Genomic DNA, 21,890 nt, shown 5'->3' with positions numbered 1-21,890 from the left:
ATCGACCGCGCGGAATATCTCTGGGACATCTACCACGAGCTCCGCGAGCGGACCGAAGAACTCGCAGAAGTCGTGACCAAAGAGTGCGGCAAGGAAATCTCGGAAGGTCGCGCGGACGTCATCGAAGCGTACCACATGGTCGAGTGGGCCGCTGGCGACGCTCGCCACCCCAAAGGCGACGTTATCCCGAGCGAGATTCCCGCCAAGGACGCCTATATGCGCCGCAAACCTCGCGGCGTCGTCGGCTGTATCACCCCGTGGAACTTCCCGGTCGCCATCCCCTTCTGGCACATGGCCGTCGCCCTGGTCGAGGGTAACACCGTCGTCTGGAAGCCCGCCGAACAGACGCCGTGGTGCGGCCAGATCATCGCCGAGATGTTCGAGGATGCCGGTATTCCCGACGGCGTGTTCAACATGGTCCAGGGCTTCGGCGACGCCGGCGCCTCCATCGTGGAGGACGAACGCGTCGACACCGTCCTGTTCACTGGTTCGGCCGAGGTGGGCCACGAGGTCGCCGAGAAAGTCGCCCAGCAGCCCGGCAAACTCGCCGCGTGTGAGATGGGTGGCAAGAACAACGTCGTCATCACCGAAGAGGCGGATCTGGACATCGCCGTTCACTCGGCGCTGATGTGTTCGTTCAAGACGACCGGCCAGCGCTGTGTCTCTTCGGAGCGCATCGTCGTCCACGAAGACGTCTACGACGAGTTCAAAGACCGCTACGTCGAGTTGGCGAAGAACGTCTCCGTCGGCGACCCGCTGGACGAAGACACCTTCATGGGCCCGCTCATCGAGGCCGGTCACAAGGAGAAGGTCACGAAGTACGCTGAGCTGGCGAAGAAAGAGGGCGTGAACGTCCTCGTCGACCGAACGGAGTTGGACGAGGACGAGATTCCGGACGGTCACGAAGACGGCCACTGGGTCGGACCCTTTGTGTATGAAGCCGACGCGTGGGAAGACCTCCGCTGCACGCACGAGGAAGTCTTCGGCCCCCACGTCGCCCTGCTGAAGTACTCCGGCGACATCGAAGAAGCGGTCGCCATCCAGAACGACACTGACTACGGACTCGCGGGTGCGATTATTTCGGAGAACTACCGCCAGATCAACTACTTCCGCGACAATGCGGAGGTGGGACTGGCCTACGGCAACCTCCCGTGCATCGGTGCCGAAGTCCACCTGCCCTTCGGCGGCGTCAAGAAATCCGGTAACGGCTACCCCTCGGCGCGCGAAATCATCGAAGCCGTCACCGAGCGCACCGCCTGGACGCTCAACAACTCCAAAGACATCCAGATGGCACAGGGTCTTTCCGCCGACATCAAGACCAAAGACGACTGAACCGGCCACGGTCAGCTGTTTTTTTCGTTGATGCTCCGCCAGCGGTAGCGACAGCGACTGTGTGGACGGCGTCTCGGCTCAGGAAGCGAGAATCACGAGTGGAAAGTATGCCCCTGCCGGGTTCAGGGGCGAATTGCCATGGCCATGGCGGGCGCGCCGACGCGGCGGATGAAGACCGGATCGGCGGCGAATGGCGGCTGGCGGAAGCCACCTCCGATGTGCGTCACAGTGGACCCCGACACTGCGACACGGTGCGGCGGTTAGTTGCCGGCAGCGACGAGAAAAGCGTCGTCTTCCGGCAACACGTCGTAAGGAGGGGTCATGGATAAAGCCACCGGCACGGGCGAGTCCGTCCGCCACGAGCGACGGCCTACTGTCGGCGGTCGGCCCACGCGGGGAACTCGTCGCGAACTTCGGCAACCCGGTCGGGGTCGACCTCGCTTTCGACGAGCGTCGGTTCGTCGCCCGCGCTCGCCAGCGGCGTCCCCCACGGGTCGTAGACAGTCGAGCGGCCGAGCAGTCGCGTCTCGCCGAACTGCGCGGCACCGTTGACCGTCGCGACGTAACAGAGGTTCTCGATGGCTCGCGCCCGCGGCAGCGTCTGCCAGTGTTCGACCCGTGGGTAGGGCCACGCGCTCGGGACGAGCACGAGCGTCGCGCCCGCCTCCGCGAGCGACCGGTAGAGTTCCGGAAAGCGCAGGTCGTAACAGGTGGTCGTCCCGATCTCGAAGCCCTCGAAGGAGACGGTTTCGAGGGAGTCGCCGGGTGTCAGGAGCCGGGATTCGGCAGAGCCGTAGCCGAACAAGTGGTGCTTACGGTAGACCGCTTCCATCTCGCCGTCGCGGCCGAAGAAGACCGCCGTGTTGGCGAGGCCGTCGTTGTCGGGCACGTCGTAGCCCGCAGCGGCACTCGCTTCGAGATCTTCGACGTGGCTCCCGGCGAGGAGACCGACACCGTGGTCGGCGGCGAGGTCGCTCAGTCGGCCGAACGTCTCGCCGCCGAGTCCCTCCGCCTCGCGGGCGTACGACTCGAAGGCGAAGTAGCCGACGGTGAACAGCTCCGGGAGAACGACGAGGTCTGCCCCGCGCTCGGCGGCGTCGGCGACGGTGCGTTCCGCGCGGTTGAGGTTCTTCCCGACGTCGCCTGCGGTCTGGTCGAGTTGGGCGAGCGTGAGCTTCATGCGGTGACCTCGAGGTCGCGGCGGAGTGCGGCCTCGAGGTTGTCGAGTTCGCGGTCGAGGTTCCGCTTGAAGAACTTCTCGACGCCCGGCAGGCGACCGTTGACGATGAACTCGTTGTGGAGCCGACAGCCCTCGCCGTCCTCGTCGGTCTCGATGGTGTGTTCGCCGGTCACGCGCAGTGCTCTGGATTTGCCGACGAACTTCACGTACGTCGGTTCGTCGCGCGTGATGTCTTCGGTGTCGACGCCGACCGTCGAGTTGAGAAGGGGGATAGGCAGTCGGACGTGCCACGTCGCCTTCCGCTCGTCGGTGGGGTCGACTTCGAACTCCTCGACGACGCTGATCGCGCCCGCACGCTTCGCTGGGTCGGCGATGAAATCCCAGACACGCTGGGGGTCGGCGTCGAACTCGAACGTCCGCTGAACCCGGACAGTCATGGAGGTGACTTGGGGAGAGACCGTAAAAAAACGGGGGTGTTAGCTCGGGCTGATGCGCCAGGTCGTCGAGCGGGCGCGGCCCCACTTCTCGATGTCGACGTCCTCGGACTTCTCGGCGAGCCGCGGGAGCCGCGAGCCGACCTGTTTCGCCGAGAGACCGATGGCCTCGGCGATGTTCTTCGCTCGGAAATACCGCTCCCCGCCGGCGACTGCTTCGCTGAGATAGGCCACAATCCGTTGTTCCTCCTCAGTGTACTCACTCATCTTGCTGGGAATAGGGACTCGCGCTATTAACGATTGTCGCTCTCCTCGGTCAGTTAACCCCAGTACGCCTGCGTCCCGACGACCGCGATAGACGCCGCGACCATCGCGAGCGCGAAGCCCCACGCCTTCGTGACCTGGCCCGGTGCGACGAGCAAGACGGCCGCTCCGCCGATGGCGAGCAACGAGAACAGCATCGCAAATCCGATTCCTTTGTCCGAGTACACGGCTTGGCCTTCCATACTCTCCCGTTCGATGCGGAGCACTTAGTCTATTCGACAGACGCTACCACGGTCTCGGCGTCGGATTGGCCGACTCGGTTGACTCGACCGACCCGACGCCCTCCGGCGAAAACAGCCGGCAATTCTGTTGTCTCCAGCCAAACCGAATTTATGGATGGAGCGAACAGGTGCGAGCATGCTCGGAACTGGGAAACTCAAGTACGCACTGGTCGCGGTCGTCGTCCTCGTCGGCGCGGTCGGTGCGGCTGTCGGTCTCGGCGTGGTCGGCGCGCCGAGCGTCACGGGCGTCGACAACGCGTTCGGCCCGGTCGACGACTCGGCGACCGTCATCGAGACCGACCTCCAGGTGTCGAACCCCAACCCCATCGGCGTCTCGCTCGGCGGTCTCACCGTCGACTACGCCGTCTCGCTGAACGACATCCGGATGGCAGAGGGCGTCAAGGAGGGCGTCGACGTCGAGACGGGCAACTCGACGCTCCCCTTCACGACGGAGATGGACAACGAGAAGATTCCCGCGTGGTGGGTGAGCCACATCCGGAACGGCGAGTCGACGACGCTGACCGTCGACGCCGACGTCCACTCCTCGTTGCTCGGCGAATCCTTCGGCGCGCCGAAGGTCGAGCGGAGCATCGACACCGACCTCATCTCACAGTTCAACTCCACGGAGACGCGGCCCGTGAACGCGAACGCGCCCGTCGTCTCGGACCCGGTGCTCTACGTCAACGAGACGAGCGCGCGGTGGGGACAGGTCGACAACGAGACGACGCCCATCGAGATGGACTTCACCGTCTACAACCCCAAGTCCACTCCCGTCCCCATCACCGAAATCGGGTACAACATCACGATGAACGACGTCGCGGTCGGGAGCGGAGCGACCAACGAAACCTACGTCGTCCCCGCGAAGTCCGAGGAGACCCTCGAGACGCAGACCGAAATCGACAACTCGAAACTCGACGAGTGGTGGGTCAGCCATCTCGAACGGAACCAGGTGACGGAACTCCGCATCGACTTCTACGCGAAGATCGAGATCGCGGGGACGACCCACACCGTCCCGCTCGACGAGATGACCTACACCGAGACCATCGAGACGGATATGTTCGGTAACAAAGACGGGTCGGCAGCCTCGGATGACGCGGGGAGCGACGACGGCTCGTCGGACTCGAGCGGGGACTCCGACGGGTCGACGGCGACGCCCGGCTCCGACGGCACGGCGACGACGACTGCCTCGGACGACGGAAGCCTCGTCGGCGACGACACCGCCACGCCGACGGCGACCCCGTCGGACGGGGGATCGACCACGACCACCACCGCGACCACCACAACGACGGCCTCGGGCAACGAGACGACCGGTGACGACGACGACGGCGGACTTCTCTGACCCTCGGGACCCGACGGGCTGTCGGGCGACCCCTCGCCCCCGACAGAGTTTTGTCGACCACGTACGATTGCTGTGTTATGTCACGGAGTACCCAGTCTCCTGGTCGCGTTCTTCTCGGGTGATGAGACGGCCGTCACGGTTTCGACGGACGGTGAATCGGTTATCGTACAGGTCGACGGCAGTTCCTGTGAGCTGTCGCGCTCGGACGCCGCCGAGTTACACGGCGCGCTCGGCGACGCGCTGACGGAGCAACAGGAGTTCTTCCGGACCGCCGGCGAGTACCGCACCGACGGGAGCTACGTCGTCTCGCGGCGTGGTGCCGACTCGGCGGGCAACGCCAAGGTGTTCCAGAGCTTCGAGGAGCTGCGGCGGCTGTACGACCGCTTACCGGAGACGTTCGACGCCGACGACGTGGGCCGGACCGGTCTCACGGGGTCGCGGCGGCATATGCTGGTTCGACACGTCTGTGAGCATCCGGCGTTCGACTGCGAGATCGAGCGGCGAAACCCGCTGACGGCGACGAAAGTCGAGCAGAAAAACGAGTCGGGAGTCGACGAACCGAATCCGTCGCCTCCGGCCGAGATACCGTCGATGGCGGACTAAGAGCCGGCCACCGCCCGGCCACCGCGACGGTCTCGGTCGGTTTCGTCGGTGTCTCCGTCCAGTCTACGTGATCGTGACGTGGCGATTCTCCTCGTTGAGTGCGAGGTTCGCCGCGATCTCGGCGTTCCGCATCGCGTACTGGGCGGTCTGCTGGAGGCTCACGAGCACCTCGCGCACCCGCAGCAGTTCCTCGTTGGGCATCTCTTCGAGGTCGTTGAGGATGTCGCGCTCGCGGTCGGTGATGTCGTGGAACAGCCGCCGGACCTCGATGGTCTTGTCGTAGTCGCGCTCGACGACCGCTTGCACCGCCTTGACGGTGATTTCGTCGACCTGGTCGGTGAACTCGCGGATGCGCCGGATGGTCGCCGAGTCGACGTCGAGCGAGTGACCCTCGGTGTTGAGGACGATCTCGGCGATGTCCTCGGCGTTGTCGGCGGTCAGTTCGAGGTTCTTCGCGACCGAGCGGTAGCCGATGAGCGGGAAGCCGGACTCGAGACCGACCGCCCGACAGAGGTTCGGGTTCTGGTAGGCCGTGAAGATGAGTCTGAGCAGGAGGACGAAGATTTTGTTCGCCTGCCGCTCGCGGTTCAGTGCGCGCTGGGCGAGGTCCGGGTTGGCGTGTGCGAGTGCCTTGACCGCCTCGCCGCGCATCGTGCTGCCCGTGTTCTCCAGCCGTTCCAGCAGGTTGTCGAGGGTGAAGTCCTCGGGGTCGACCGAACAGCGGATGGCGATTCGCTCGGGCGTCTCCTCGATGACGCCGAGTCCCATCAGCTGCGTCTCGGCCTTGTAGACCGCGTTGATGTGTTCGCTGTCGAGCGCGCCGTCGCGCTTCTCGACGTGGATGACGCGCCGTCCGAGGACGTACTGCGCCACGATTGCCCGTTCGAGCGCGTCGGCGTCGAGGTTGTCCGCGTGGAGGACTGCCTCCGAGTCCTCCGTGCTCGCCGATTCGGGGAGGACCGTGAGCGTCCCCTTGCCGCCCATCCGCAGCGACACCTCGTCGCCCTTGTTCACACCGTGTTCCTTCGCCCACTCCGCGGGGAGCGTCATCGCCAGCGTCGACGGCCCGAGCCGTTGGACCTTCCGCGTTTCCATGGCAACTCGTATCCCACCAGTGACCTTAATCTTGACTATATGCCCATTATACGTAGTGTAATGTTTATTCGAAGTCCATGTTCGTCGTCGAATCCTAATATGCCACTCCTTCACGTGGGGTGTGCCTAGACTGGTTCAGACGATCTCCATCATCCGCCGCTCGAACCGCCCCACGCGGACCTTGGTCCACCCACGGAGTGCTTCGTCCAACGCGGGGTCGTCCGTGTCGACCCGGAGCACCCCGAGGTCGTCGAGTTTGGACCGGGAGGCGACGACTTCGACTTCACACTCCCGGATGACGTCCGGCGAGAGCTGGGGGTTGCCGCGGCCGAAGATGAACCCCTGCCCGCCGATGGGTGTGACGACGATGACGTTCTTCTCCCCCAGATTCGCGAGAATCTCCGCCTCCGTCGCGTCCTGAGCGAGGAGCTCGCCGTCGCGCCAGACGTCGACGCCGAGCGGCGAGCCTGCAAAGCCCAGCTCCGCCTTGACCGCACCGAGGGTGCTCCCCGGCCCGAGGACGTAGGTCACGCCCGGTTCGACGCCGTCGGCGACACCAGCGGCCAGCGCGTCGACCGTCCCGCCGCCGAGCTGCTTCGAGGACTGGAGGTCGTCGGCGACGGGGACGAACGCCACGCCCCGAAGCTCGGGGTGGACCTCGCCCGCCCGGTAGTCGTCCTCGTCGATGTCCATGACCTCGCGGCGCTCGGTCCGGTCGAAGGTGGCGGCGATCTCACCGGCGTCCTCCGGCGAGACGCCGAACACCGAGGAGTAGACTTTGACCCCCGCGGGAACGCCGAGCATCGGCGTGTCCGTCCCGTCGAGGACTTCGGCGACGTCCGCGGCGGTGCCGTCGCCGCCGACGAACAACACGAGGTCGACGTCGGCGTCGAGGAAGGCCTCCACGGCGGCGTGTGTGTCGGCTGCACCGGTTTCTTCGGCTCCCGGCTCGCCGACGACGGTCGGCTCGAAGCCCGCGTCGCGAGCCTCGGACGCGCCCATCGGGTCGGCGTAGGTCAGAATCTCGGTGTCGGGTGCGAGGTCGGCCAGTCGCGAGAGGGCGCGGCGGGCGCGGTTGGGTGCGCGCGGCTGCGCGCCGCGCTCGCGGGCTTCGGCGACCTTGCCGTCCGTTCCCTTCAACCCGACCCGGCCGCCCATGCCCGCGATGGGGTTGACGACGACACCGATGCGCATGGCCGGAGCGAGGAAAGCGACGGGGAAAAGGGGTGCGGAACGCCACCGGCCGAGCGCGGCTGACCGGATGTCGAACGTTTAAGAAACCCCCAACAGAAAGACTCACACACATGATTCCGCTCACCGCCGCCGCCGGAGAAGTGCTGCCCATCGCAGAGACGGGTGCCGTCGTCCTCGTCGCCAGCCTGCTCGTCACTATCGGCTGGCTGGCCTACCTGTACCGCTAACCCGACTTCATTCTTCGACTTCGACCGACTCGACGCGCTCGCGAAGCCATCGCGCCGCCGCCTCGGCCGTTTCGGGGTCCCGCGCGGTCACTTTCAGTCGGACGTTCTCGCCCGGATAGCTGCCGAGGTCGACGTCGAACGCCTCTTGGACGCCCTGCATCCGGTCGAGCAGCGTGCTCTCGGGTTCGGGCGTCGTCACCGTCGCCGTGTAGGTCTTTTCGCCCGCGAAGTCGTCGGCGACGAGACCGAACATGGCCTTCATCTCGCCGGGCACGCCGGGGAAGACGTAGACGCTGTCGATGACACAGCCCGGCGCGACGCCCTCCTCGTTCGGGAGCATCCGCGACCCCGCCGGGAGATGGGTCGTCCCCTCGGCGAGGTCGTCGCCGGAGTAGCCGCCGTGTTCGTCGAACCAGGCGACGACGTCCGGATGTTCCTCGACCTCGCGGCCGAAGGCGGCGGCGACGGCCGCCATCGTCTTGTCGTCGTGGGTCGGGCCGAGTCCCCCGGTTACGAGGACGGCGTCGTACTCGGCGTTGTACTCGTTGACGACGCGGGCGATGTCGGACAGGTCGTCGGGCACGGTCGTCACGCGTTCGACGCGGACGCCACGCTCGGTCAGCTGTTCACAGAGCCACGTCGCGTTCGTGTTGACGGTGTCACCGGCGAGCAGTTCGTCGCCGACGGTGACCACTGCGACTCGCATAGCTCATCCGAGGTGCGTCGGAGAGAAAAGACCGCTGTTTGCGGACGGCCGGGCGGTCAGCCCATTCCCGGCGGCGGGCCGTCGTCGTCGTCCGAGACGTCGACGGAGAGCCCCATCTGCTGGCGACGCTCGCGGAGTGCCTCGATCTGGCGTTTGTAGTAGGCCAGCCCGCCCCCGGCGACGAGGACGAGGAGGGCCGCGATGCCGCCGAAGATGTAGAGGTCACGCTGGAGGTAGAACTGGACGAGCACCGACTCGGTGTCGACGTTCTCCCACTGGAGATGCGTCCGGCCTTGGTCGTCCTCGAACCGCTCGTCGGCACTCGGCCGCACCTGTCCGAACAGGAAGAAGTCGACGCGCCGATCCGGCGGCAGGACGACCTCGTAGGAGCCTTCGACGTACGTCGGCAGCGAGAACCGCTTCGGCGACGACGACGAGGTGAACGCCAGCTTCCCGTCGGCGTTCGCGTCGCTCGGGAGCGTCACCGTCACGACCTCGCGGGTCTGCTGGACGCTGCCGCCGCGGGCCTTCAGCTGCGTCCCGTTGAGGACGGTCCCGTTCTCGTACTGGTAGCGGAGCGCGGAGACCGGGATGGAGTTGCGGCCGCCGAAGCCGTCGCGACGGAACAGCTCGATACTCGACCCGTTCATCTCGTAGACGGCCGCGAACTGGGCGTTCTCCGTCACGGTGATGTGGACGTCGCGGTCGCTGTCGAAGGCGTAGTCGACGGGTGGTTCTTCGTTCAGTTGGGTGTCCGAGACGTCTTGGGGACCCATGATGGCCCCGAGACAGCCGGAGGTGACGAGGAGGACGGCGAGCGCGGCGGTACCGAGGACCAGTCGCTTGTTCATGTGATGACGCAACGAAGCTCCGCAGGCACGTATTCGCCGATGCTGGAGAGCAGTCCCGGCGGGTCGGTTCCCTCCCGGCACATGATGCTCTGTTCGAGCAGCCCCAGCCGTTCGACCGTGACGATGTCGTGGGCGTGACCCGCGCGGTTGACCGTCGCTCGGACCTCGCCACGGGTCGCGCTGTTGACGTTGACGCGACCCTCGCCGCGCGTCCAGTCGTAGAGCATATCGACCGTCTCGTCGGCGAGCCGGGGTGTCTCACCCGCGACGAACTTCAGCGGGGTGTGCTGGACGATGCCGAACCGTTCGCGGATCTGCGTCGGCGACCCCTGGCCGAGACCGAGGTCGTCGCGGGCGACGAACACGCGGTTGCCGTGGCCGACGTCGAGGTAGAAGCCCTCGTCGTCCCAGGCGTCGAGCGTCCCGACGTAGGTCTCGCCCTCGCGGTGCTGCGGGACGACCGACCCCCACTCCTCGCGGAGGAGGTTGCGGGCGACCTCCGCGTCGTCGCCGGTGACGGTGACGCTGATGAAGTCGTCGTCGCGGACACCGATGTCCCACTCGACGTCGAGGTCACCGATGTCGTTCTGAATCATCGAACCGAGGCTCTTGAGCGCTCGGTCGCGTGCGTCGCCGCTGACGTAACATTTGGTTGCGAGTACGACCATTAGCTGGTAGCGTCCACGTTGAGTTCGTCGCGCAGTTCGTCGACGCGTCGTGTCATCGCGTCGACGAGGTGGTTGTTCTCCATCGATTCGAGCGGCGAGCCACATTCGGGACATTCGAAGCCGAAGTCCATCGCCTCACCGAACTCGAAGCGGATGGAACAGACCTCACAGAGGTAGAACTCGTGGGTGCGCTCGTACTCCTCGCGCTCTTCGATCGCTTCGAGCAGCCGTCCCATCTCCTCTTTGAGGTTCTCCGGGATGTTCTCGTACTCGAAGGTCCACAGATAGGTGAGCCAGCCGGAGTCCTCGTCGCGGACGCGGCGGTAGGTCGCGAGGTCGTTCTCGTACAGGATGAAGAGCGCCCGGCGGACGTCGTTGAGTTCGAGACCCAACTCCTCGGCCAGCTCTTCGTCGGTCACTTCGCCGTCCGGCGGCGCGGCGGCGACCGGCATCCCCGTGGGGCCAACCAGCTCGTGGAGGTACTTCTGGATGACAGGGTCGTTCAGCAGGTCCTCAAAAGCCATTACCCGTTACTCAGCCGCAAAACTGTTTAAAAGCACCGGATGCGGGGTCTCAGACCGCCACCGCTGGCGGTTCCGTGACACACCGACACAAGGTTCATCCCCGCTGGCATCGTATCGCTGACATGAGCGACGAACTGGTGGACGTGCTCCGGTACGCCGACGGCGGCGGTCTCCGATACGTCACGGTCCCCGCAGGTGACGGTGACCGCGTCGTCGCCGCGGCCGAGACCGACCGCCGCCGACAGGAGGCGATGCGGACGCTCCTCAAGTGGGTCGTCATCGCCTGCGTCCTCGCCTACGAGGTGGCCGTCGCCGACGACGTCGTCCTCGGGGGGTTCGCCGCCGTCGCCGTCGCCGTGGGCTTCGCGGTCGGCGACCGCGGGACCGACGCGACGGTGCCGCACGTCGTCGCCCGCGACGTCAGCCGCGAGGAGCACGTGACGGAGTGCGACGCCGAGGGTCCAACATCGGCCGTCGACGCCGAGCAGTAAGCCCCGACCACTCCTGGAAGTCAGTCACTCTAGCGGACCGTCAACAGTCGCTATACCCTACAGATACCTCTCTCGGGGAGAGACCCATGCCGTATCTCCTCATCCGACACCGACTCAGAGACTATACCATCTGGAAACCCGCCTTCGGCGACCACGCGGCGACCCACGAAGCCGCTGGCTGTCTCGGCGGCGGGCTATTTCACGTCGCCGACGACCGAACGGAAATCGTCGCGCTCTTGGAGTGGGACACGCTCGACAACGCCCGCGCGTTGGCTGACTCCGCGGACCTCGACGAACGGATGCAGTGGGTCGGTGTGGAGGGCACCCCCGAGTTCACGTTGTTGGAGAAACTGGAGGACGTGGCCGTCTGAGTAAATCTTGGAAGACCCAACAGTACCCTGTGAAAATCGATTGGAGCTTGTCACTCAGCTACGTGAAGTGTCGTCGCTCTTTCTCACTCGTACTTCCAATTGCCACCCTGTCCAGTAGATGTAGCGACCCCAGCCGAACTGAGTGTTTTCAATAGTACTCCAACACTACCTGCTTGTTCCAGTTCCACACTATCCTCGATACGATTCTTCCTGATTGCACGTCCAGAACTGGTCTTGTCTTTCAGGCAGTCGCGCACTTTGATTAAATCAGCGAACAGATCTTGTAATTCGCCGTCCTGTAATTCGGTTGCCTTGTGGAGTTCGCTGGTAAACTGGTTCAGTTCCTCTACGCTCTCACCCGTCACGCTGAATTCTGGCACGCACCAGTAGTCACTGGCATAAGTAATATACTTTTGGCTGTGAGATGTCCACTGAAGGCGTTACAGAAGGAAGTGTCATAGTTGTGTTTTCAGAACACGGTGTGTATGGGCTAATTAGCTATAACAGTCATACTCAGACATCGGCCGAACACGGGTCTTGTGCCATCGCGGATGATGGAATGTCCGATATGGCAAGTGATTCTATCGAGCAGTCAGCAGTTTTGCCTACGATTCCTCGTCGGGGTCGACGACTTTCTTGCCCGTCGCCATCGGAATCACCTGTCGGTCCGCGTCTTCCCACTCCCGTTCGAGTTCACGGCCGTCGAACAGCCGGTCGAGGAAGACCGCGAGTCCGGCGACCTCCGAGTGCGGCTGGTTCGTGACGCCGACGTTCCAGTCCGCCCCCTCGTAGACCTCGAAGGGAACCTTCTCGCCGCCGACGACGACGAGCAGCGGCTCCTCGCGGTGTGCCTCCCGAATCTCGCCTTCGACGTCCTGGACGCGTTCGCCGTACATCGTCAGATGGACGACCGTGCCCTCCCAGTTTCGTATCGTTGCGTTCAGCGCGTCGGTCAGTTCGACCTCGAACGGGCCGCCGAAGCGGCCCGTGATGTCCTCGACGGTCTCCTGTGACTGCCCGGCGTTGTCGGGGAAGACCACCCGGTCGGCACCGAGTGCCCTCGCCGTGAGCCCGACGTGGGTCGTCATCCGGTCGTCGCGGCCCGGCCGGTGGCCGTAGCGGAGCACCGCGACTTCGGGTTCGTCCTGCATGGCCGAAGCGAGACGGCGCGCCAGTTAGGGAGTTTCGCTTCGCTCGTCGCCTCCGTCGCTTCCGTCGCTCCCGCCACGGCCGTCACCTCCGCCGCGACCGTCGTTTCCTCCGTCTCCGCCACTTCCGCCGCCTCCGCCGCTTTCACATCCGCCACCGTTGACCGGTGCGTTCGCCGCGTCCGACCGGTCCGGTCCGTCCGACACGTGGGTGAACGACCCCTCGACGTAGTCGACGATTCGGTCGACGAGTGTCGGGTCGTAGGTCCAAAAGCCGTAGAACTCGCCCGGCGCGTGCTCCTGGGCGAGCAGTGCACATTTGCTGAGGTCGTTGCCGCCGCCGTCGTAGGCGACGAACCACGTGTCGCGGACCTCGTCGTCGAGCAGTCCGTGGACAGTCACACCGGGGAGGACCGGCGGGTCCCAGTCGGGTTCGCCGTAGACGTGGACGTCGAGTCCGGCGACCCGGCCGATGGCCCGGTACGTCTCCGTCTGGTCACGCAACGCCGAGAGCCGCTGGAACCCCGCGTGGAGCGTGCCCTTGCCCGCGCGGACTGCTCGGTCCTCGATCTCGCGGGACGTCGCGAGCATCTGTCGGCGGTCGAACGACGAGAAGACGGTATCGTCGAGCAGTTCGAGCAGATACCGGAAGTCCGCCTCGGCGATGTCGCTGCTCCCCGGTTCGTGGATGGCCGGTGCGTCGAGCGAGACCAGCGAACTGAGCGCGATGCTGCCCAAGAATTCGTCGCCGCGGCTGACGGTGACGAACTCCTCGGGGTCGTCGGGCGGAAGCCGCTCGTGCTCGATGGCGACGTGTCGGGGACCGAAGACCTTCCCGAGACCGAACTGCGGTCTGCGGGCGAAGACGGTCACCGTCTTGCGACGGTCCTCCATCTCCCGGATAAACTCTGTAAGCGTCATGGTGGGCGGGTGGACAGCGGGTCGCCTGTCCGTTCTTCACAGTAGGCGCGCAAGTGATATGAAAGTTCGTCGGGGGGTTCGCCGAACCAGAATAGCCTTACTTCCGGCTGTCGCACTCGCGGGCATGAAGCTCTCCGACAAGCGCGTCGTCGTCACCGGCGGTGCGGGCCTCGTCGGCTCGCATCTCGCGGCACGGCTCGCGGCCGACAACGACGTCGTCGTCGCCGACGACCTCTCGAAAGGTAGCAGAGACCGCGTCCCCGAGGGTGTCGAGTTCGTCGAGTGCGACATGACCGACGCCGACGACGTCGCCACGGCCGTCACCGAAGACGTCGACGTCGTCTTCCACTTCGCGGCCTACACCGACACGAATTACGCGAACCCACGCCAGCTGTTCGAGGAGAACACCGAGATGACCTACAACCTCCTCGAACGGATGGCCGAGGTCGGCGTGACGAACCTCGCGTTCACCTCGTCGTCGACCGTCTACGGCGAGGCTCCGATGCCGACGCCCGAAGACTACGCGCCGCTCGAACCCATCAGCGTCTACGGCGCGAGCAAACTCGCCGACGAGGGACTCATCTCCACCTACGCCCACTCGGACGAGTTCACCGCGTGGGTCTTCCGCTTCGCCAACATCGTCGGCCCGCACCAGCGCGGCAACGTCGTCCCGGACTTCATCCAGAAGCTCATCGACGACCCCGAGGAGCTGGAGATTCTCGGCAACGGCCGCCAGGAGAAGTCTTACCTCCACGTCTCCGACTGCGTGGACGCGATGTGTCACGTCGTCGAGCACGCGACGAAGGACATGAACACCTACAACCTCGGCACGCGGACGACGACCTCGGTGACGACCATCGCCGACATCGTCGCCGACGAGATGGGCCTCGATCCCGACTACAGCTACACCGGCGGCGACCGCGGCTGGAAGGGCGACGTCCCGAAGATGCGACTCTCCATCGAGAAGCTCTCGGCACTCGGCTGGGAGCCGACGACCTCCTCGGACGACGCGGTCCGGAAGGCCGCCCGCGACCTCATCGACGAACTGACGGAGTAATCAGACGGAGACCGTCGCTTCCGCGCTGACGTCGCAGTCGTCGGCGACGACCGTGCCGACGACGGTGTACGTCCCCCCGCTCGCGACCTCCCACTCGGCCTCGTAAGTCACGGTCGCCCCCGGCTCGACCGTCTCCGAGCCGAGCATCTGCGCGAACAGCTGCCCCTCGCTCCACCGCCAGACCTCCGTCTCTCCACTGCGGGCGACGAACTCCGCGCGTTGGCTGTCGCGAAAGGAGAGCGTCTCGGCGTCGGTTCCGGTGTTTTCGACCGTCAGTGTGAACCGAACGGTGTCGCCCTCTGTGTCGGCGGCGAGCGTCGCATCGAGCATACGTTTCTCCTCGACTGGCAGGAATAAAACACCACGGGGAGGGTCTCCGTCGGCCACCGTGTCAGTGACACAGTCACCGTCGACCCGGCCTGGCGGAGAGACACATCTTTACTCCCCCACTGCTACCTCCCTGTCGTGCAAATCGTCGGCTACGATTCGGGCGACGACGCCGGACTCCTCGTCAGCGACGGCGACGGACTCGACTACGTCGCCCTCGACGCCGGGACCGACCTCGCCTACACGCTCGGCGAGCGTCACTGCGCCGGGACGGTCCACGAGGAGACCCACATCGCCTGCGACGCTCCGCGAGCACCCTACTGTCGGGACCACCAGTACACGTGGGTCTGTGCCCGCTGTACCGGCACCTGCCTGAAAGACGAGATGGACTGCTACGACGACCACGCGGTCTACCTCGCGGCGTTCGCGCCCAACGTGTTCAAGGTCGGCGTGACGAAGCACTGGCGGCTCGACACCCGCCTGCGCGAGCAGGGTGCCGACCGCGCGGCCCACATCCGGACGGTCGACAACGGCCGGGTCGCCCGCGAGATCGAGGCCGGCATCGCCGAAACCGTGACCGACCGCGTGCGCGTCCCGACGAAACGTGAGGGGCTACACCGCGCCGTCGACGCCGACCTGTGGAACGAGTTCGTCGCCGAGTTCGACCCCATCGAGACGTTCGAGTTCGACTACGGCTTCGACCTCGCCGACCAGCCGATGGCCGAGACCATCGCGACGGGGACGGTCCGCGGGACGAAGGGTCGGCTGCTCGTCCTCGACCACGCGGGCAGCACCTACGCGGTCGATATGCGCGACCTCGTCGGCTACGAAGTCGAAGCGGGACGGACGGAGAAGGACGTCCAGTCGAGTCTCGGCGCGTTCGGGTAGGCGGTCGCTCTCACCGAAGCGTCGCTCCTGAGACGCAGAACAGAGCAACGACCGGGGACTCCTGGCAGACATCGTGACAGTCCAGAAACGATATTACGGCCCCTTCGGTGGAATCCCGTATGCATCGACGAGCGTTCTTGGCTGCCGGGATGGCCGTGGGCACGGCGGGCTGTCTCCAGTTCTCGGAGACCGACGCCGGAACCGAAGGGTCGACAGCGACCGAGTCGCCGCCTTCGGAGACGGCAGGAGAACCGACGGCCACCGCGACGGAGGAACCGACCGAGACGCCCGCGGCGACACTCGACGAGCTCGCGTGTCCGGCCGACCGCTCGCTGTCGGGCGCGCCGACGGACGACTGGGGCCAGCCCCAGAGCGACGCTGCCGGCACGGGCTACGTCCCCGAGGAAAGCGTCGGCACGTCCTCGGCCTGCATCGCGTGGCGTCAGGAGAACCTGGGCCGGGCGTCGAACGCGGTCGTCCTCTCGGACTCGTTCGTGTTTACCGGTGGCGACGGTGGTGACGGACTCCGCGCGTCCGACCGGACGACGGGCGAGCTGGCGTGGACGACCCAGGAACTGCTCCCCGAGGCCTACAACGTTCGGAACCCGCTCGTCGTCGACGGGACGGTCTACTTCACCGGCGAGGTGAGCGGCGACGGCGGACACGTGTTCGCGCTCGACGCTGAGACGGGCCGAGAACAGTGGCGTGCGAAACCGGTGACGGATGCAGGCAACATGGGTGTGCTCCGTGCCGACGGCCGGACGCTCTACGGGACCTCGCTGATCGAAAACGAGGGCGACAATGCGGTCGCGTGGGCACTCGATACGAGGGAGCAGACGACCCGCTGGCAGACGCCCCTGAGCGGACGGCGCGTCCTGTCCTGCGCCGTCGGCGACGGCCGCGTCTACTTCGGTGGCGACAACGACGTCCCCGCCGGTATCCAAGCACTCGACGCCGACACCGGAGCGGTCCTGTGGCGGGCCATCGAGGCGCAAGTCGCCGGGGCACCGACCCCCACGGCCGACGCGGTCTACGCCACGACGAACGACACCCCGGACGCGCCGACGCTGTTCGCGCTCGACCCCGAAACCGGCGACACGCAGTGGACGTACGAGACGATGAACGGGACCGACGCATCCCCGATCGTCGCGGACGACACTGTGACCTTCAGCACGCCGGATGGGCTGTTCTGTCTCGGGACCGATGGCACCGGACTCTGGCGGTACGACGGACGAGGCTCCCGCACGTCGCGCGGGTCACCGGTCCGGGTCGGTGAGACGGTGCTCGTCGGCTCCTCGACGGACGACGGCGGTCTGTTGGCTGTCGACGCGACGAGCGGTGAGCCGCAGTGGTTCGTTCCGACGCCCGCCGTCCCGATGACGCCCGCCGCCGTCGACGGCGACATCTACGCGATGTACCGGACGGAGGACGACTGGGCACACCATCTGATGGCCCTTCGGACGGCGTAACGACGGCTGCGGCTGACAACAAACGTTCATATACATCGACTGTCAGATGCCCGTATGATGCGTCGATGTCTACTTGGTGCTATCCCTGCGGTGAGTCTCGCTGGCTGTCTCCGAATGGTTGGAACCGACGGTGAGAACGCCACGCCGACGGCGTCTGAAGAGCCAGACGGTGGCGAGGACACGGCAGCGGCCGACGGGGAGACCAACGACTTCTTTGCGACCGAGGCGGAGGCACTGGACTACGCTGGCGGCTTCGCTGCCGACGACGCGGTCGTCGTCGAGCGGTCCGCCGACCGGACGCCCGAGCTGCTCGAACACGGCGGCGGCTCCGGGAGCAGTTGGGGACCTGCGGACGGCGGCGGCACCCACACCTCCCAAGACCTCCACTTCACGTCAATACCCGACGACGGGGTCCAGTTCGGCGGCGGAGCGGGCCGCACGCTCCGGGTCCGGAACGTCACACTCGACAAGGCGGCGACGTTCGAACCTGACGCCGGAAGCGAACAGTTCCCGGTGGCGACGTGGAGTATCGACGCCGAAGCCGAGGGCGAGCCACCCTCGGCCATCCAGGTACGGCCGGTCGGTGAACAGCAGGACGTCATGCTGCAAGGCCAGTGGCGGGGCGACACCGACCTGTTTCGGACGCAAGCGTTCGGGGAGTACGTGATCGAACTCGTCGAGGGCGGGACGCGCATCGGCACCACCGACGGTGCCATCTACGGAATACGGTACCACTGGGGTGCCGAACAGACCCGAGAGACGCTCTACGTCACGCGACAGCCCTCGACCAACGAGTCGTGGACCGTGGCTCTGTACGTCGGAGGGAGTCGGTTCGACCCGCTGGCGACACAGGAGGGGACACAGTCGGCCGCGGAGAACGTCTTCGAGGTCGACCTCACCGAACTGGACCTCGAGTCCGGGCAGTATAGCTGGGAACTACTCGTCGGAGAAGGGCTGCAACTCGAACGGACTCACTTCATCTCGCTGACGCCGTCGTCCGGGGACCTGCTGATTCCCTGATTCGTCGGCTTTCAGACGCCCGACCGAGACTGCTGCTCAGTTATGGCCGTCAGCGCGTCCCGAACCTCGGCTGGCTGCGGGACGTTTTCGAGCGTGATTCCGCCCAGCCCTCGGTTGATCTCCATGGTGCCGTAGCCGAGAAGCTTCTGCACACGACTCTGACGGAGTTCGCTGCTCCGAACCATCCCCGACGGGACCTGTTGTTGCCGTGTCCGGAGGAGCAGCGTATACTCGCGAGTGATGCTGTCGCTCGTAATCCGGTAGGTGGTCCGCGTCAGGACGAACAGCTTGATGGTCAGCCGAATCAGGCTCAGCAGTGCGACGACGCCGACGACCTGCAACACCACCCGCGTCGTCTCCGGGCCACCGAACGCCGACTGGTTGGTGGCGACGTAGCCGCCGATGGCGGCCGCGAGGGCGACGGTGATCGCCATCCAGACGAGCGTCGGGCGAACGGTCGGCTTGGTCTCGACGAGTGTCTCCGTGGACTGTCGGTCGGGTTCCTCGGTCGGCTGTTCCGCTTGCTCGGACGGCTGTTGTTCGGCTGTCGGCTCGGCGTCGTCTTCGATCTGTGGTTGTGAACTCATAGTGGTTATCTCATTGAATCATCGTGATGGCTATCGAGCCAACGACGTAGAGGACGGGAAGCGACAGGACGACGAGCAGCACCACGACACCCTCGAACCGCCCGGCGTCGTGGTTCAACCGCGTGCCCAGATAGAGCGAGTAGAGGTAGTAGAGCAGCAGCACGGCCAGTGCGACGAGGGCATATCCGCCGACCTCGCTGAATCCGGCCGGGACCAGCGTCTCCGGCCGCGCGACCCCGAAGGAGATGCCGGCTCCGAGCAGGTCGATGACGCGGTAGATGAACTCCACCTGGAGGTTGATGACGAACGTCCTGGCGTTTTCGACGCCGTCCGCCGTCGTGAGATACCAGACGACGGTGAAGATCGCTGCCAAGTAGACGCTCGTGCTGTAGACGATACTGTAGGCCGTCCGAAGGAATCCACGGGACTGAAGCGTGACCAACAGTGCGAAGTGGATGCCGAAGAGCGTCGCGACGGTCACGCCGAAGAGATACAGCGAGTTCTCGAGGAACCCGCCGAGCAGGAGTACCGCCGTGCTGGGTTCCGCTCCGACGACGGGAGTCAGCCACTCGGGGACGGTGGCTCCGATGCCGATGCCAGCGAGCGTGAGCGGCCCGGCGTACAACGCGAGGTTCACCAGGTAGACGGTGAGCAGCTTCCGACTCTGTCGGAGCTGTGTGTCCAACGACCCCTCCGTATACTGCCTGTGCGCAGTCACCAGCCGGGCTGGCCTGAACACGGCATTGTAGAGCCCTCGAATCGCGTTCCCGATAGTGTGGCTCATTTGGACGTATCAGTTCTCTTAATCTGTTAGCTTGAAACTTCTGGTCCGAGTGAATAACGGAGGGCTGACGTCGCTCTCGAACCGACCGGAGACGGGCGTGAGTCCGGAGAGATAGATGCACAATAGAACGTGGCTGGAATTTATTATGGGTAGAAGGTATCTAGCTGTCACATGGACAGTCGAATCCTCGGAACCGTTCTCTGTGGTACGCTGTTGATCGCCGTGAACCGGTCCATCCCGGGGTCGGTCGCGGGGATACCGGTACAGCCGGTGGTCCTGTTCGTCGGTGGTCTCCTGTCTGTCGTCGGTGGGATTCTCTTGCTTCGAGGGCTGTTCGAATCGGACCGTGCGTCCGGGTGAATCTCCTCCTCAGGTCGGTAGCGTTCTGCTTCAGCGTGTGCTATCGAACTCCAACGGGTCCAGTGGAGTCGGATAGCCCCAAGCAACAACCCTTTCCGAGTGGATAGCGAACGCTCGGCTATGCCCGAAGACGAACCTACCGAGGACGTGAACGAGTCGGAGACCGAATCCGGAAGCGACGAGGAGAAGTCGTTCCGCGAGCGTGTCGAGGAGATTCGCGAGCGACGGGCCAAGGAGCGAGAAGAGGGCGAGGGTGAGGGCGAACGCCCCAGCCCCGAGGAGATGATGGGTGGCGGCGGTCCCGGCGGCATGGGCGGCGGCAACCCCTTCGCGCAGATGATGAGCGGTATGATGGGCGGCGGCGGTCCCGGTGCGGGCGGCATGGGTGGCGGTCCGGGCGGTCCCGGTGGGATGGGCGGTCCCGGCGGCGACCCGCGTGGCCGTGAGGAGTCCAACGACAACGAGGAGGTCGTCCGCGAGATCCGCCAGCTCCGCGACGAGGTCCGCGACGTGACCCGTCAGCTGCAGCGCATCGCGCAGGCACTCGAAGACGACTAAGCAGTTCACTAAGCAGTCCCAGTTCTCCGTTTTTCTCCGGTCGCCAGCGACAGCTATCTCGACCTCGTCAGCGACGCCGATAGCGACCCAGTCAGCGCGGGCTACCGAACGCGCTCGTAGACGGCCGCGAGTTCGTCGACCGCGTGGCCGACGCTGATTTTCTCGCGACTCGCCAGACAGTTCTCGCTGAGCGTCTCGCGTTCGGCGAGCGTCCGGCGAGTCGCCGCGGCGAAGCCGTCGATGTCGCCCGGCGCGAAGTGGTAGCCGGTCACGCCGTCCTCGACCGTATCGGCGAGCGCGCCGCTGTTGACGCCGACGACGGGCGTGCCGCAGGCGTTGGCCTCCAGCGCGACGATACCCTGCGTCTCGACCGGACTCGGGAAGAGGAAGGCGTCGAGGACGGAGTAGAACGCTGGGAGTTCCTCGCGCGGCAGGAAGCCGAGGAAGCGGGCGTCGACTCCTCTGTTCTCCGCACGACGTTCGAGACTCTCGCGCGCCGGCCCGTCGCCACCGAAGACGAGCGTCGCGTCCACGTCGGCCTCGGCGACGGCGTCGACGATGTCGCCGAGACACTTCTCGTAGCCGTGTCGTCCGGTGTAGCCGACGAGCGGGCCGTCGAGGTCGTACTTGTCACGGAAGGCGTCGGTGTCGACGGGGCGGAACCGCTCGGTGTCGACGCCGTTGGAGATGACCGTGACGTCGGTGTCGACGCCGAGCGTGTTCAGCAGATAGTCCTTCGTCACCGTGCTCGGGGTGATGACGGTGTCGGCGTGGTCGAAGAACCACTGCTCGTAGCGTTCGCTCAGGCCCTCGATTCGGTCCTCGACGGACTCGACGGAGGTGATGTATGAGGCGTACTCCCCGGTCGGAGTGTGGTAGGAGGCGACGAAGGGGATGTCCTCGCGGCGGGCGAGTCGGAGGCCGCTCAGGCCGAGCGCGAAGGGGGTGTGGGCGTGGACGACGTCGACGTCTTCGACCTCGTCGGGGATGCGGGGCATCCCGAGACGGAAGCCCTCGTAGAAGGGGAAAGGGAGGCTCCGGACGGGATACTCGCCGTCGTCGGGCGTGTAGTCGTCCGAACCGGGGTAGACCACGTCCATCCGACCGCCGCGGGCGTGCCACTGGTCGCGCCAGGTCTTCACCGTGTAGGTGACGCCGTTGACCGTCGGCAGATACGTGTCCGTGAAGGCTGCCACCGCATCCATTTACCG

Annotated in this window: 28 protein-coding genes; 11 read left to right on the top strand and 17 right to left on the bottom strand. The window is 65.6% G+C overall.

The window, feature by feature from the left end:
* On the top strand, positions 1-1,332 hold a 1,332-nt coding region (locus BLR57_RS18685), incomplete at its 5' end, for an aldehyde dehydrogenase family protein (RefSeq protein WP_089700222.1).
* A 370-nt stretch (positions 1,333-1,702) separates the two neighbouring features.
* On the opposite strand, the gene BLR57_RS18680 is transcribed toward BLR57_RS18685, so the two are convergent.
* Genes BLR57_RS18680 through BLR57_RS18665 form a run of 4 tightly spaced genes read right to left on the bottom strand, consistent with a single transcriptional unit; the run spans position 1,703 to position 3,452 of the window.
* Entirely contained in the window at positions 1,703-2,512 is an 810-nt protein-coding gene (locus tag BLR57_RS18680) for a carbon-nitrogen family hydrolase (protein ID WP_089700220.1), read from the bottom strand.
* Positions 2,509-2,949: an SRPBCC family protein gene (locus BLR57_RS18675; protein WP_089700218.1), complete on the bottom strand. Its 441-nt coding sequence runs from the start codon at positions 2,947-2,949 to the stop codon at positions 2,509-2,511. Before BLR57_RS18675 ends, BLR57_RS18680 begins: the two co-directional genes overlap by 4 nt.
* Before the next feature lie 39 nt (positions 2,950-2,988).
* Positions 2,989-3,213 carry a DUF7123 family protein gene (locus BLR57_RS18670; protein ID WP_089700216.1) on the bottom strand — a complete coding sequence of 75 codons (225 nt, stop codon included), beginning with the start codon at positions 3,211-3,213 and terminating at the stop codon, positions 2,989-2,991.
* Between the two features lie 53 nt (positions 3,214-3,266).
* A complete protein-coding gene (locus BLR57_RS18665; RefSeq protein ID WP_089700214.1) occupies positions 3,267-3,452 on the bottom strand; it encodes a DUF7525 family protein in 186 nt (61 codons plus the stop codon).
* A 175-nt stretch (positions 3,453-3,627) separates the two neighbouring features.
* On the opposite strand from BLR57_RS18665, the gene BLR57_RS18660 reads away from it, so the two are divergent.
* Both BLR57_RS18660 and BLR57_RS18655 read left to right on the top strand, forming a co-directional pair.
* Entirely contained in the window at positions 3,628-4,830 is a 1,203-nt protein-coding gene (locus BLR57_RS18660; RefSeq protein ID WP_089700212.1) for an LEA/WHy family protein, read from the top strand.
* A gap of 192 nt (positions 4,831-5,022) precedes the next feature.
* Positions 5,023-5,433 (top strand): DUF7528 family protein, encoded by a 411-nt coding sequence (locus BLR57_RS18655; RefSeq protein ID WP_244510117.1) that lies wholly within the window; start codon positions 5,023-5,025, stop codon positions 5,431-5,433.
* 63 nt (positions 5,434-5,496) lie between these two features.
* Here the strand turns inward: BLR57_RS18655 and BLR57_RS18650 are convergent, their stop codons facing one another.
* The 6 genes from BLR57_RS18650 to BLR57_RS18625 all read right to left on the bottom strand — a co-directional run bounded on the left by BLR57_RS18650 (position 5,497) and on the right by BLR57_RS18625 (position 10,698).
* Positions 5,497-6,528, bottom strand: coding sequence for a phosphate uptake regulator PhoU (locus BLR57_RS18650; protein WP_089700210.1), 1,032 nt, complete (start codon positions 6,526-6,528; stop codon positions 5,497-5,499).
* A gap of 135 nt (positions 6,529-6,663) precedes the next feature.
* Positions 6,664-7,722 carry an ATP-NAD kinase family protein gene (locus BLR57_RS18645; protein ID WP_089700208.1) on the bottom strand — a complete coding sequence of 353 codons (1,059 nt, stop codon included), beginning with the start codon at positions 7,720-7,722 and terminating at the stop codon, positions 6,664-6,666.
* Positions 7,723-7,956: 234 nt separating this feature from the next.
* Positions 7,957-8,655: a competence/damage-inducible protein A gene (locus BLR57_RS18640; RefSeq protein ID WP_089700206.1), complete on the bottom strand. Its 699-nt coding sequence runs from the start codon at positions 8,653-8,655 to the stop codon at positions 7,957-7,959.
* 56 nt (positions 8,656-8,711) lie between these two features.
* Positions 8,712-9,506 carry a DUF5803 family protein gene (locus BLR57_RS18635; protein ID WP_089700204.1) on the bottom strand — a complete coding sequence of 265 codons (795 nt, stop codon included), beginning with the start codon at positions 9,504-9,506 and terminating at the stop codon, positions 8,712-8,714.
* Positions 9,503-10,174: a DUF2110 family protein gene (locus BLR57_RS18630; RefSeq protein WP_089700202.1), complete on the bottom strand. Its 672-nt coding sequence runs from the start codon at positions 10,172-10,174 to the stop codon at positions 9,503-9,505. Before BLR57_RS18630 ends, BLR57_RS18635 begins: the two co-directional genes overlap by 4 nt.
* Positions 10,174-10,698 carry a transcription factor gene (locus tag BLR57_RS18625; protein ID WP_089700200.1) on the bottom strand — a complete coding sequence of 175 codons (525 nt, stop codon included), beginning with the start codon at positions 10,696-10,698 and terminating at the stop codon, positions 10,174-10,176. Before BLR57_RS18625 ends, BLR57_RS18630 begins: the two co-directional genes overlap by 1 nt.
* 122 nt (positions 10,699-10,820) lie before the next feature.
* On the opposite strand from BLR57_RS18625, the gene BLR57_RS19580 reads away from it, so the two are divergent.
* Positions 10,821-11,189: a hypothetical protein gene (locus BLR57_RS19580; protein WP_089700198.1), complete on the top strand. Its 369-nt coding sequence runs from the start codon at positions 10,821-10,823 to the stop codon at positions 11,187-11,189.
* Between the two features lie 86 nt (positions 11,190-11,275).
* Positions 11,276-11,560 (top strand): hypothetical protein, encoded by a 285-nt coding sequence (locus BLR57_RS18615; RefSeq protein WP_089700196.1) that lies wholly within the window; start codon positions 11,276-11,278, stop codon positions 11,558-11,560.
* Positions 11,561-11,643: 83 nt separating this feature from the next.
* On the opposite strand, the gene BLR57_RS19135 is transcribed toward BLR57_RS18615, so the two are convergent.
* The 3 genes from BLR57_RS19135 to BLR57_RS18605 all read right to left on the bottom strand — a co-directional run bounded on the left by BLR57_RS19135 (position 11,644) and on the right by BLR57_RS18605 (position 13,629).
* The gene (locus BLR57_RS19135; RefSeq protein ID WP_139173402.1) at positions 11,644-11,940 is read right to left on the bottom strand and encodes a hypothetical protein; all 297 of its coding nucleotides are present in this window, start codon (positions 11,938-11,940) and stop codon (positions 11,644-11,646) included.
* Between the two features lie 225 nt (positions 11,941-12,165).
* Positions 12,166-12,711, bottom strand: a complete 546-nt coding sequence (locus tag BLR57_RS18610; RefSeq protein WP_089700193.1) for a tRNA (cytidine(56)-2'-O)-methyltransferase — start codon at positions 12,709-12,711, stop codon at positions 12,166-12,168.
* A 24-nt stretch (positions 12,712-12,735) separates the two neighbouring features.
* Positions 12,736-13,629, bottom strand: coding sequence for a DICT sensory domain-containing protein (locus BLR57_RS18605; RefSeq protein ID WP_089700191.1), 894 nt, complete (start codon positions 13,627-13,629; stop codon positions 12,736-12,738).
* Between the two features lie 124 nt (positions 13,630-13,753).
* Between BLR57_RS18605 and BLR57_RS18600 the strand changes: the two genes are divergently transcribed.
* Positions 13,754-14,686 carry an NAD-dependent epimerase/dehydratase family protein gene (locus BLR57_RS18600; protein WP_089700189.1) on the top strand — a complete coding sequence of 311 codons (933 nt, stop codon included), beginning with the start codon at positions 13,754-13,756 and terminating at the stop codon, positions 14,684-14,686.
* Here the strand turns inward: BLR57_RS18600 and BLR57_RS18595 are convergent, their stop codons facing one another.
* Positions 14,687-15,016 carry a BsuPI-related putative proteinase inhibitor gene (locus tag BLR57_RS18595; RefSeq protein ID WP_089700188.1) on the bottom strand — a complete coding sequence of 110 codons (330 nt, stop codon included), beginning with the start codon at positions 15,014-15,016 and terminating at the stop codon, positions 14,687-14,689.
* A gap of 135 nt (positions 15,017-15,151) precedes the next feature.
* Between BLR57_RS18595 and BLR57_RS18590 the strand changes: the two genes are divergently transcribed.
* From BLR57_RS18590 to BLR57_RS18580, 3 genes are all read left to right on the top strand, one after another.
* Positions 15,152-15,901 (top strand): DUF2797 domain-containing protein, encoded by a 750-nt coding sequence (locus BLR57_RS18590; protein WP_089700187.1) that lies wholly within the window; start codon positions 15,152-15,154, stop codon positions 15,899-15,901.
* Between the two features lie 119 nt (positions 15,902-16,020).
* Positions 16,021-17,370 (top strand): outer membrane protein assembly factor BamB family protein, encoded by a 1,350-nt coding sequence (locus BLR57_RS18585; RefSeq protein ID WP_089700185.1) that lies wholly within the window; start codon positions 16,021-16,023, stop codon positions 17,368-17,370.
* Positions 17,371-17,484: 114 nt separating this feature from the next.
* A complete protein-coding gene (locus tag BLR57_RS18580) occupies positions 17,485-18,390 on the top strand; it encodes a hypothetical protein (protein WP_089700182.1) in 906 nt (301 codons plus the stop codon).
* Between the two features lie 11 nt (positions 18,391-18,401).
* On the opposite strand, the gene BLR57_RS18575 is transcribed toward BLR57_RS18580, so the two are convergent.
* Both BLR57_RS18575 and BLR57_RS18570 read right to left on the bottom strand, forming a co-directional pair.
* Positions 18,402-18,977, bottom strand: coding sequence for a PH domain-containing protein (locus BLR57_RS18575; RefSeq protein WP_089700180.1), 576 nt, complete (start codon positions 18,975-18,977; stop codon positions 18,402-18,404).
* Between the two features lie 10 nt (positions 18,978-18,987).
* Positions 18,988-19,761, bottom strand: a complete 774-nt coding sequence (locus BLR57_RS18570; protein WP_139173401.1) for a hypothetical protein — start codon at positions 19,759-19,761, stop codon at positions 18,988-18,990.
* Positions 19,762-19,932: 171 nt separating this feature from the next.
* Here BLR57_RS18570 and BLR57_RS18565 point away from each other — a divergent pair, with 171 nt between their 5' ends.
* Both BLR57_RS18565 and BLR57_RS18560 read left to right on the top strand, forming a co-directional pair.
* Complete coding sequence (locus BLR57_RS18565; RefSeq protein ID WP_089700176.1) at positions 19,933-20,121, top strand: hypothetical protein; 189 nt, start codon at positions 19,933-19,935, stop codon at positions 20,119-20,121.
* A gap of 120 nt (positions 20,122-20,241) precedes the next feature.
* On the top strand, positions 20,242-20,679 hold the full coding sequence (locus BLR57_RS18560) for a hypothetical protein (protein WP_089700174.1): 438 nt from the start codon (positions 20,242-20,244) through the stop codon (positions 20,677-20,679).
* Between the two features lie 101 nt (positions 20,680-20,780).
* On the opposite strand, the gene BLR57_RS18555 is transcribed toward BLR57_RS18560, so the two are convergent.
* Positions 20,781-21,884, bottom strand: a complete 1,104-nt coding sequence (locus BLR57_RS18555) for a glycosyltransferase family 4 protein (RefSeq protein ID WP_089700172.1) — start codon at positions 21,882-21,884, stop codon at positions 20,781-20,783.
* Between the last annotated feature and the right edge of the window lie 6 nt (positions 21,885-21,890).

Source organism: Halogranum gelatinilyticum (assembly GCF_900103715.1).
GTDB classification, from domain to species: Archaea; Halobacteriota; Halobacteria; order Halobacteriales; family Haloferacaceae; genus Halogranum; species Halogranum gelatinilyticum.
This window is presented reverse-complemented; position numbering and strand designations above follow the sequence as displayed.

Coding starts and splice junctions, on each gene's coding strand:
- BLR57_RS18595 (WP_089700188.1), bottom strand. CDS start 15,016: ATGCTCGATGCGACGCTCGCCGCCGACACAGAGGGCGACACCGTTCGG.
- BLR57_RS18570 (WP_139173401.1), bottom strand. CDS start 19,761: ATGAGCCACACTATCGGGAACGCGATTCGAGGGCTCTACAATGCCGTG.
- BLR57_RS19580 (WP_089700198.1), top strand. CDS start 10,821: ATGAGCGACGAACTGGTGGACGTGCTCCGGTACGCCGACGGCGGCGGT.
- BLR57_RS18565 (WP_089700176.1), top strand. CDS start 19,933: ATGGACAGTCGAATCCTCGGAACCGTTCTCTGTGGTACGCTGTTGATC.
- BLR57_RS18670 (WP_089700216.1), bottom strand. CDS start 3,213: ATGAGTGAGTACACTGAGGAGGAACAACGGATTGTGGCCTATCTCAGC.
- BLR57_RS18600 (WP_089700189.1), top strand. CDS start 13,754: ATGAAGCTCTCCGACAAGCGCGTCGTCGTCACCGGCGGTGCGGGCCTC.
- BLR57_RS18635 (WP_089700204.1), bottom strand. CDS start 9,506: ATGAACAAGCGACTGGTCCTCGGTACCGCCGCGCTCGCCGTCCTCCTC.
- BLR57_RS18585 (WP_089700185.1), top strand. CDS start 16,021: ATGCATCGACGAGCGTTCTTGGCTGCCGGGATGGCCGTGGGCACGGCG.
- BLR57_RS18640 (WP_089700206.1), bottom strand. CDS start 8,655: ATGCGAGTCGCAGTGGTCACCGTCGGCGACGAACTGCTCGCCGGTGAC.
- BLR57_RS18560 (WP_089700174.1), top strand. CDS start 20,242: ATGCCCGAAGACGAACCTACCGAGGACGTGAACGAGTCGGAGACCGAA.
- BLR57_RS18645 (WP_089700208.1), bottom strand. CDS start 7,722: ATGCGCATCGGTGTCGTCGTCAACCCCATCGCGGGCATGGGCGGCCGG.
- BLR57_RS18555 (WP_089700172.1), bottom strand. CDS start 21,884: ATGGATGCGGTGGCAGCCTTCACGGACACGTATCTGCCGACGGTCAAC.
- BLR57_RS18605 (WP_089700191.1), bottom strand. CDS start 13,629: ATGACGCTTACAGAGTTTATCCGGGAGATGGAGGACCGTCGCAAGACG.
- BLR57_RS18580 (WP_089700182.1), top strand. CDS start 17,485: ATGGTTGGAACCGACGGTGAGAACGCCACGCCGACGGCGTCTGAAGAG.
- BLR57_RS18630 (WP_089700202.1), bottom strand. CDS start 10,174: ATGGTCGTACTCGCAACCAAATGTTACGTCAGCGGCGACGCACGCGAC.
- BLR57_RS18660 (WP_089700212.1), top strand. CDS start 3,628: ATGCTCGGAACTGGGAAACTCAAGTACGCACTGGTCGCGGTCGTCGTC.
- BLR57_RS18675 (WP_089700218.1), bottom strand. CDS start 2,949: ATGACTGTCCGGGTTCAGCGGACGTTCGAGTTCGACGCCGACCCCCAG.
- BLR57_RS18610 (WP_089700193.1), bottom strand. CDS start 12,711: ATGCAGGACGAACCCGAAGTCGCGGTGCTCCGCTACGGCCACCGGCCG.
- BLR57_RS18680 (WP_089700220.1), bottom strand. CDS start 2,512: ATGAAGCTCACGCTCGCCCAACTCGACCAGACCGCAGGCGACGTCGGG.
- BLR57_RS18650 (WP_089700210.1), bottom strand. CDS start 6,528: ATGGAAACGCGGAAGGTCCAACGGCTCGGGCCGTCGACGCTGGCGATG.
- BLR57_RS18665 (WP_089700214.1), bottom strand. CDS start 3,452: ATGGAAGGCCAAGCCGTGTACTCGGACAAAGGAATCGGATTTGCGATG.
- BLR57_RS18615 (WP_089700196.1), top strand. CDS start 11,276: ATGCCGTATCTCCTCATCCGACACCGACTCAGAGACTATACCATCTGG.
- BLR57_RS18625 (WP_089700200.1), bottom strand. CDS start 10,698: ATGGCTTTTGAGGACCTGCTGAACGACCCTGTCATCCAGAAGTACCTC.
- BLR57_RS18575 (WP_089700180.1), bottom strand. CDS start 18,977: ATGAGTTCACAACCACAGATCGAAGACGACGCCGAGCCGACAGCCGAA.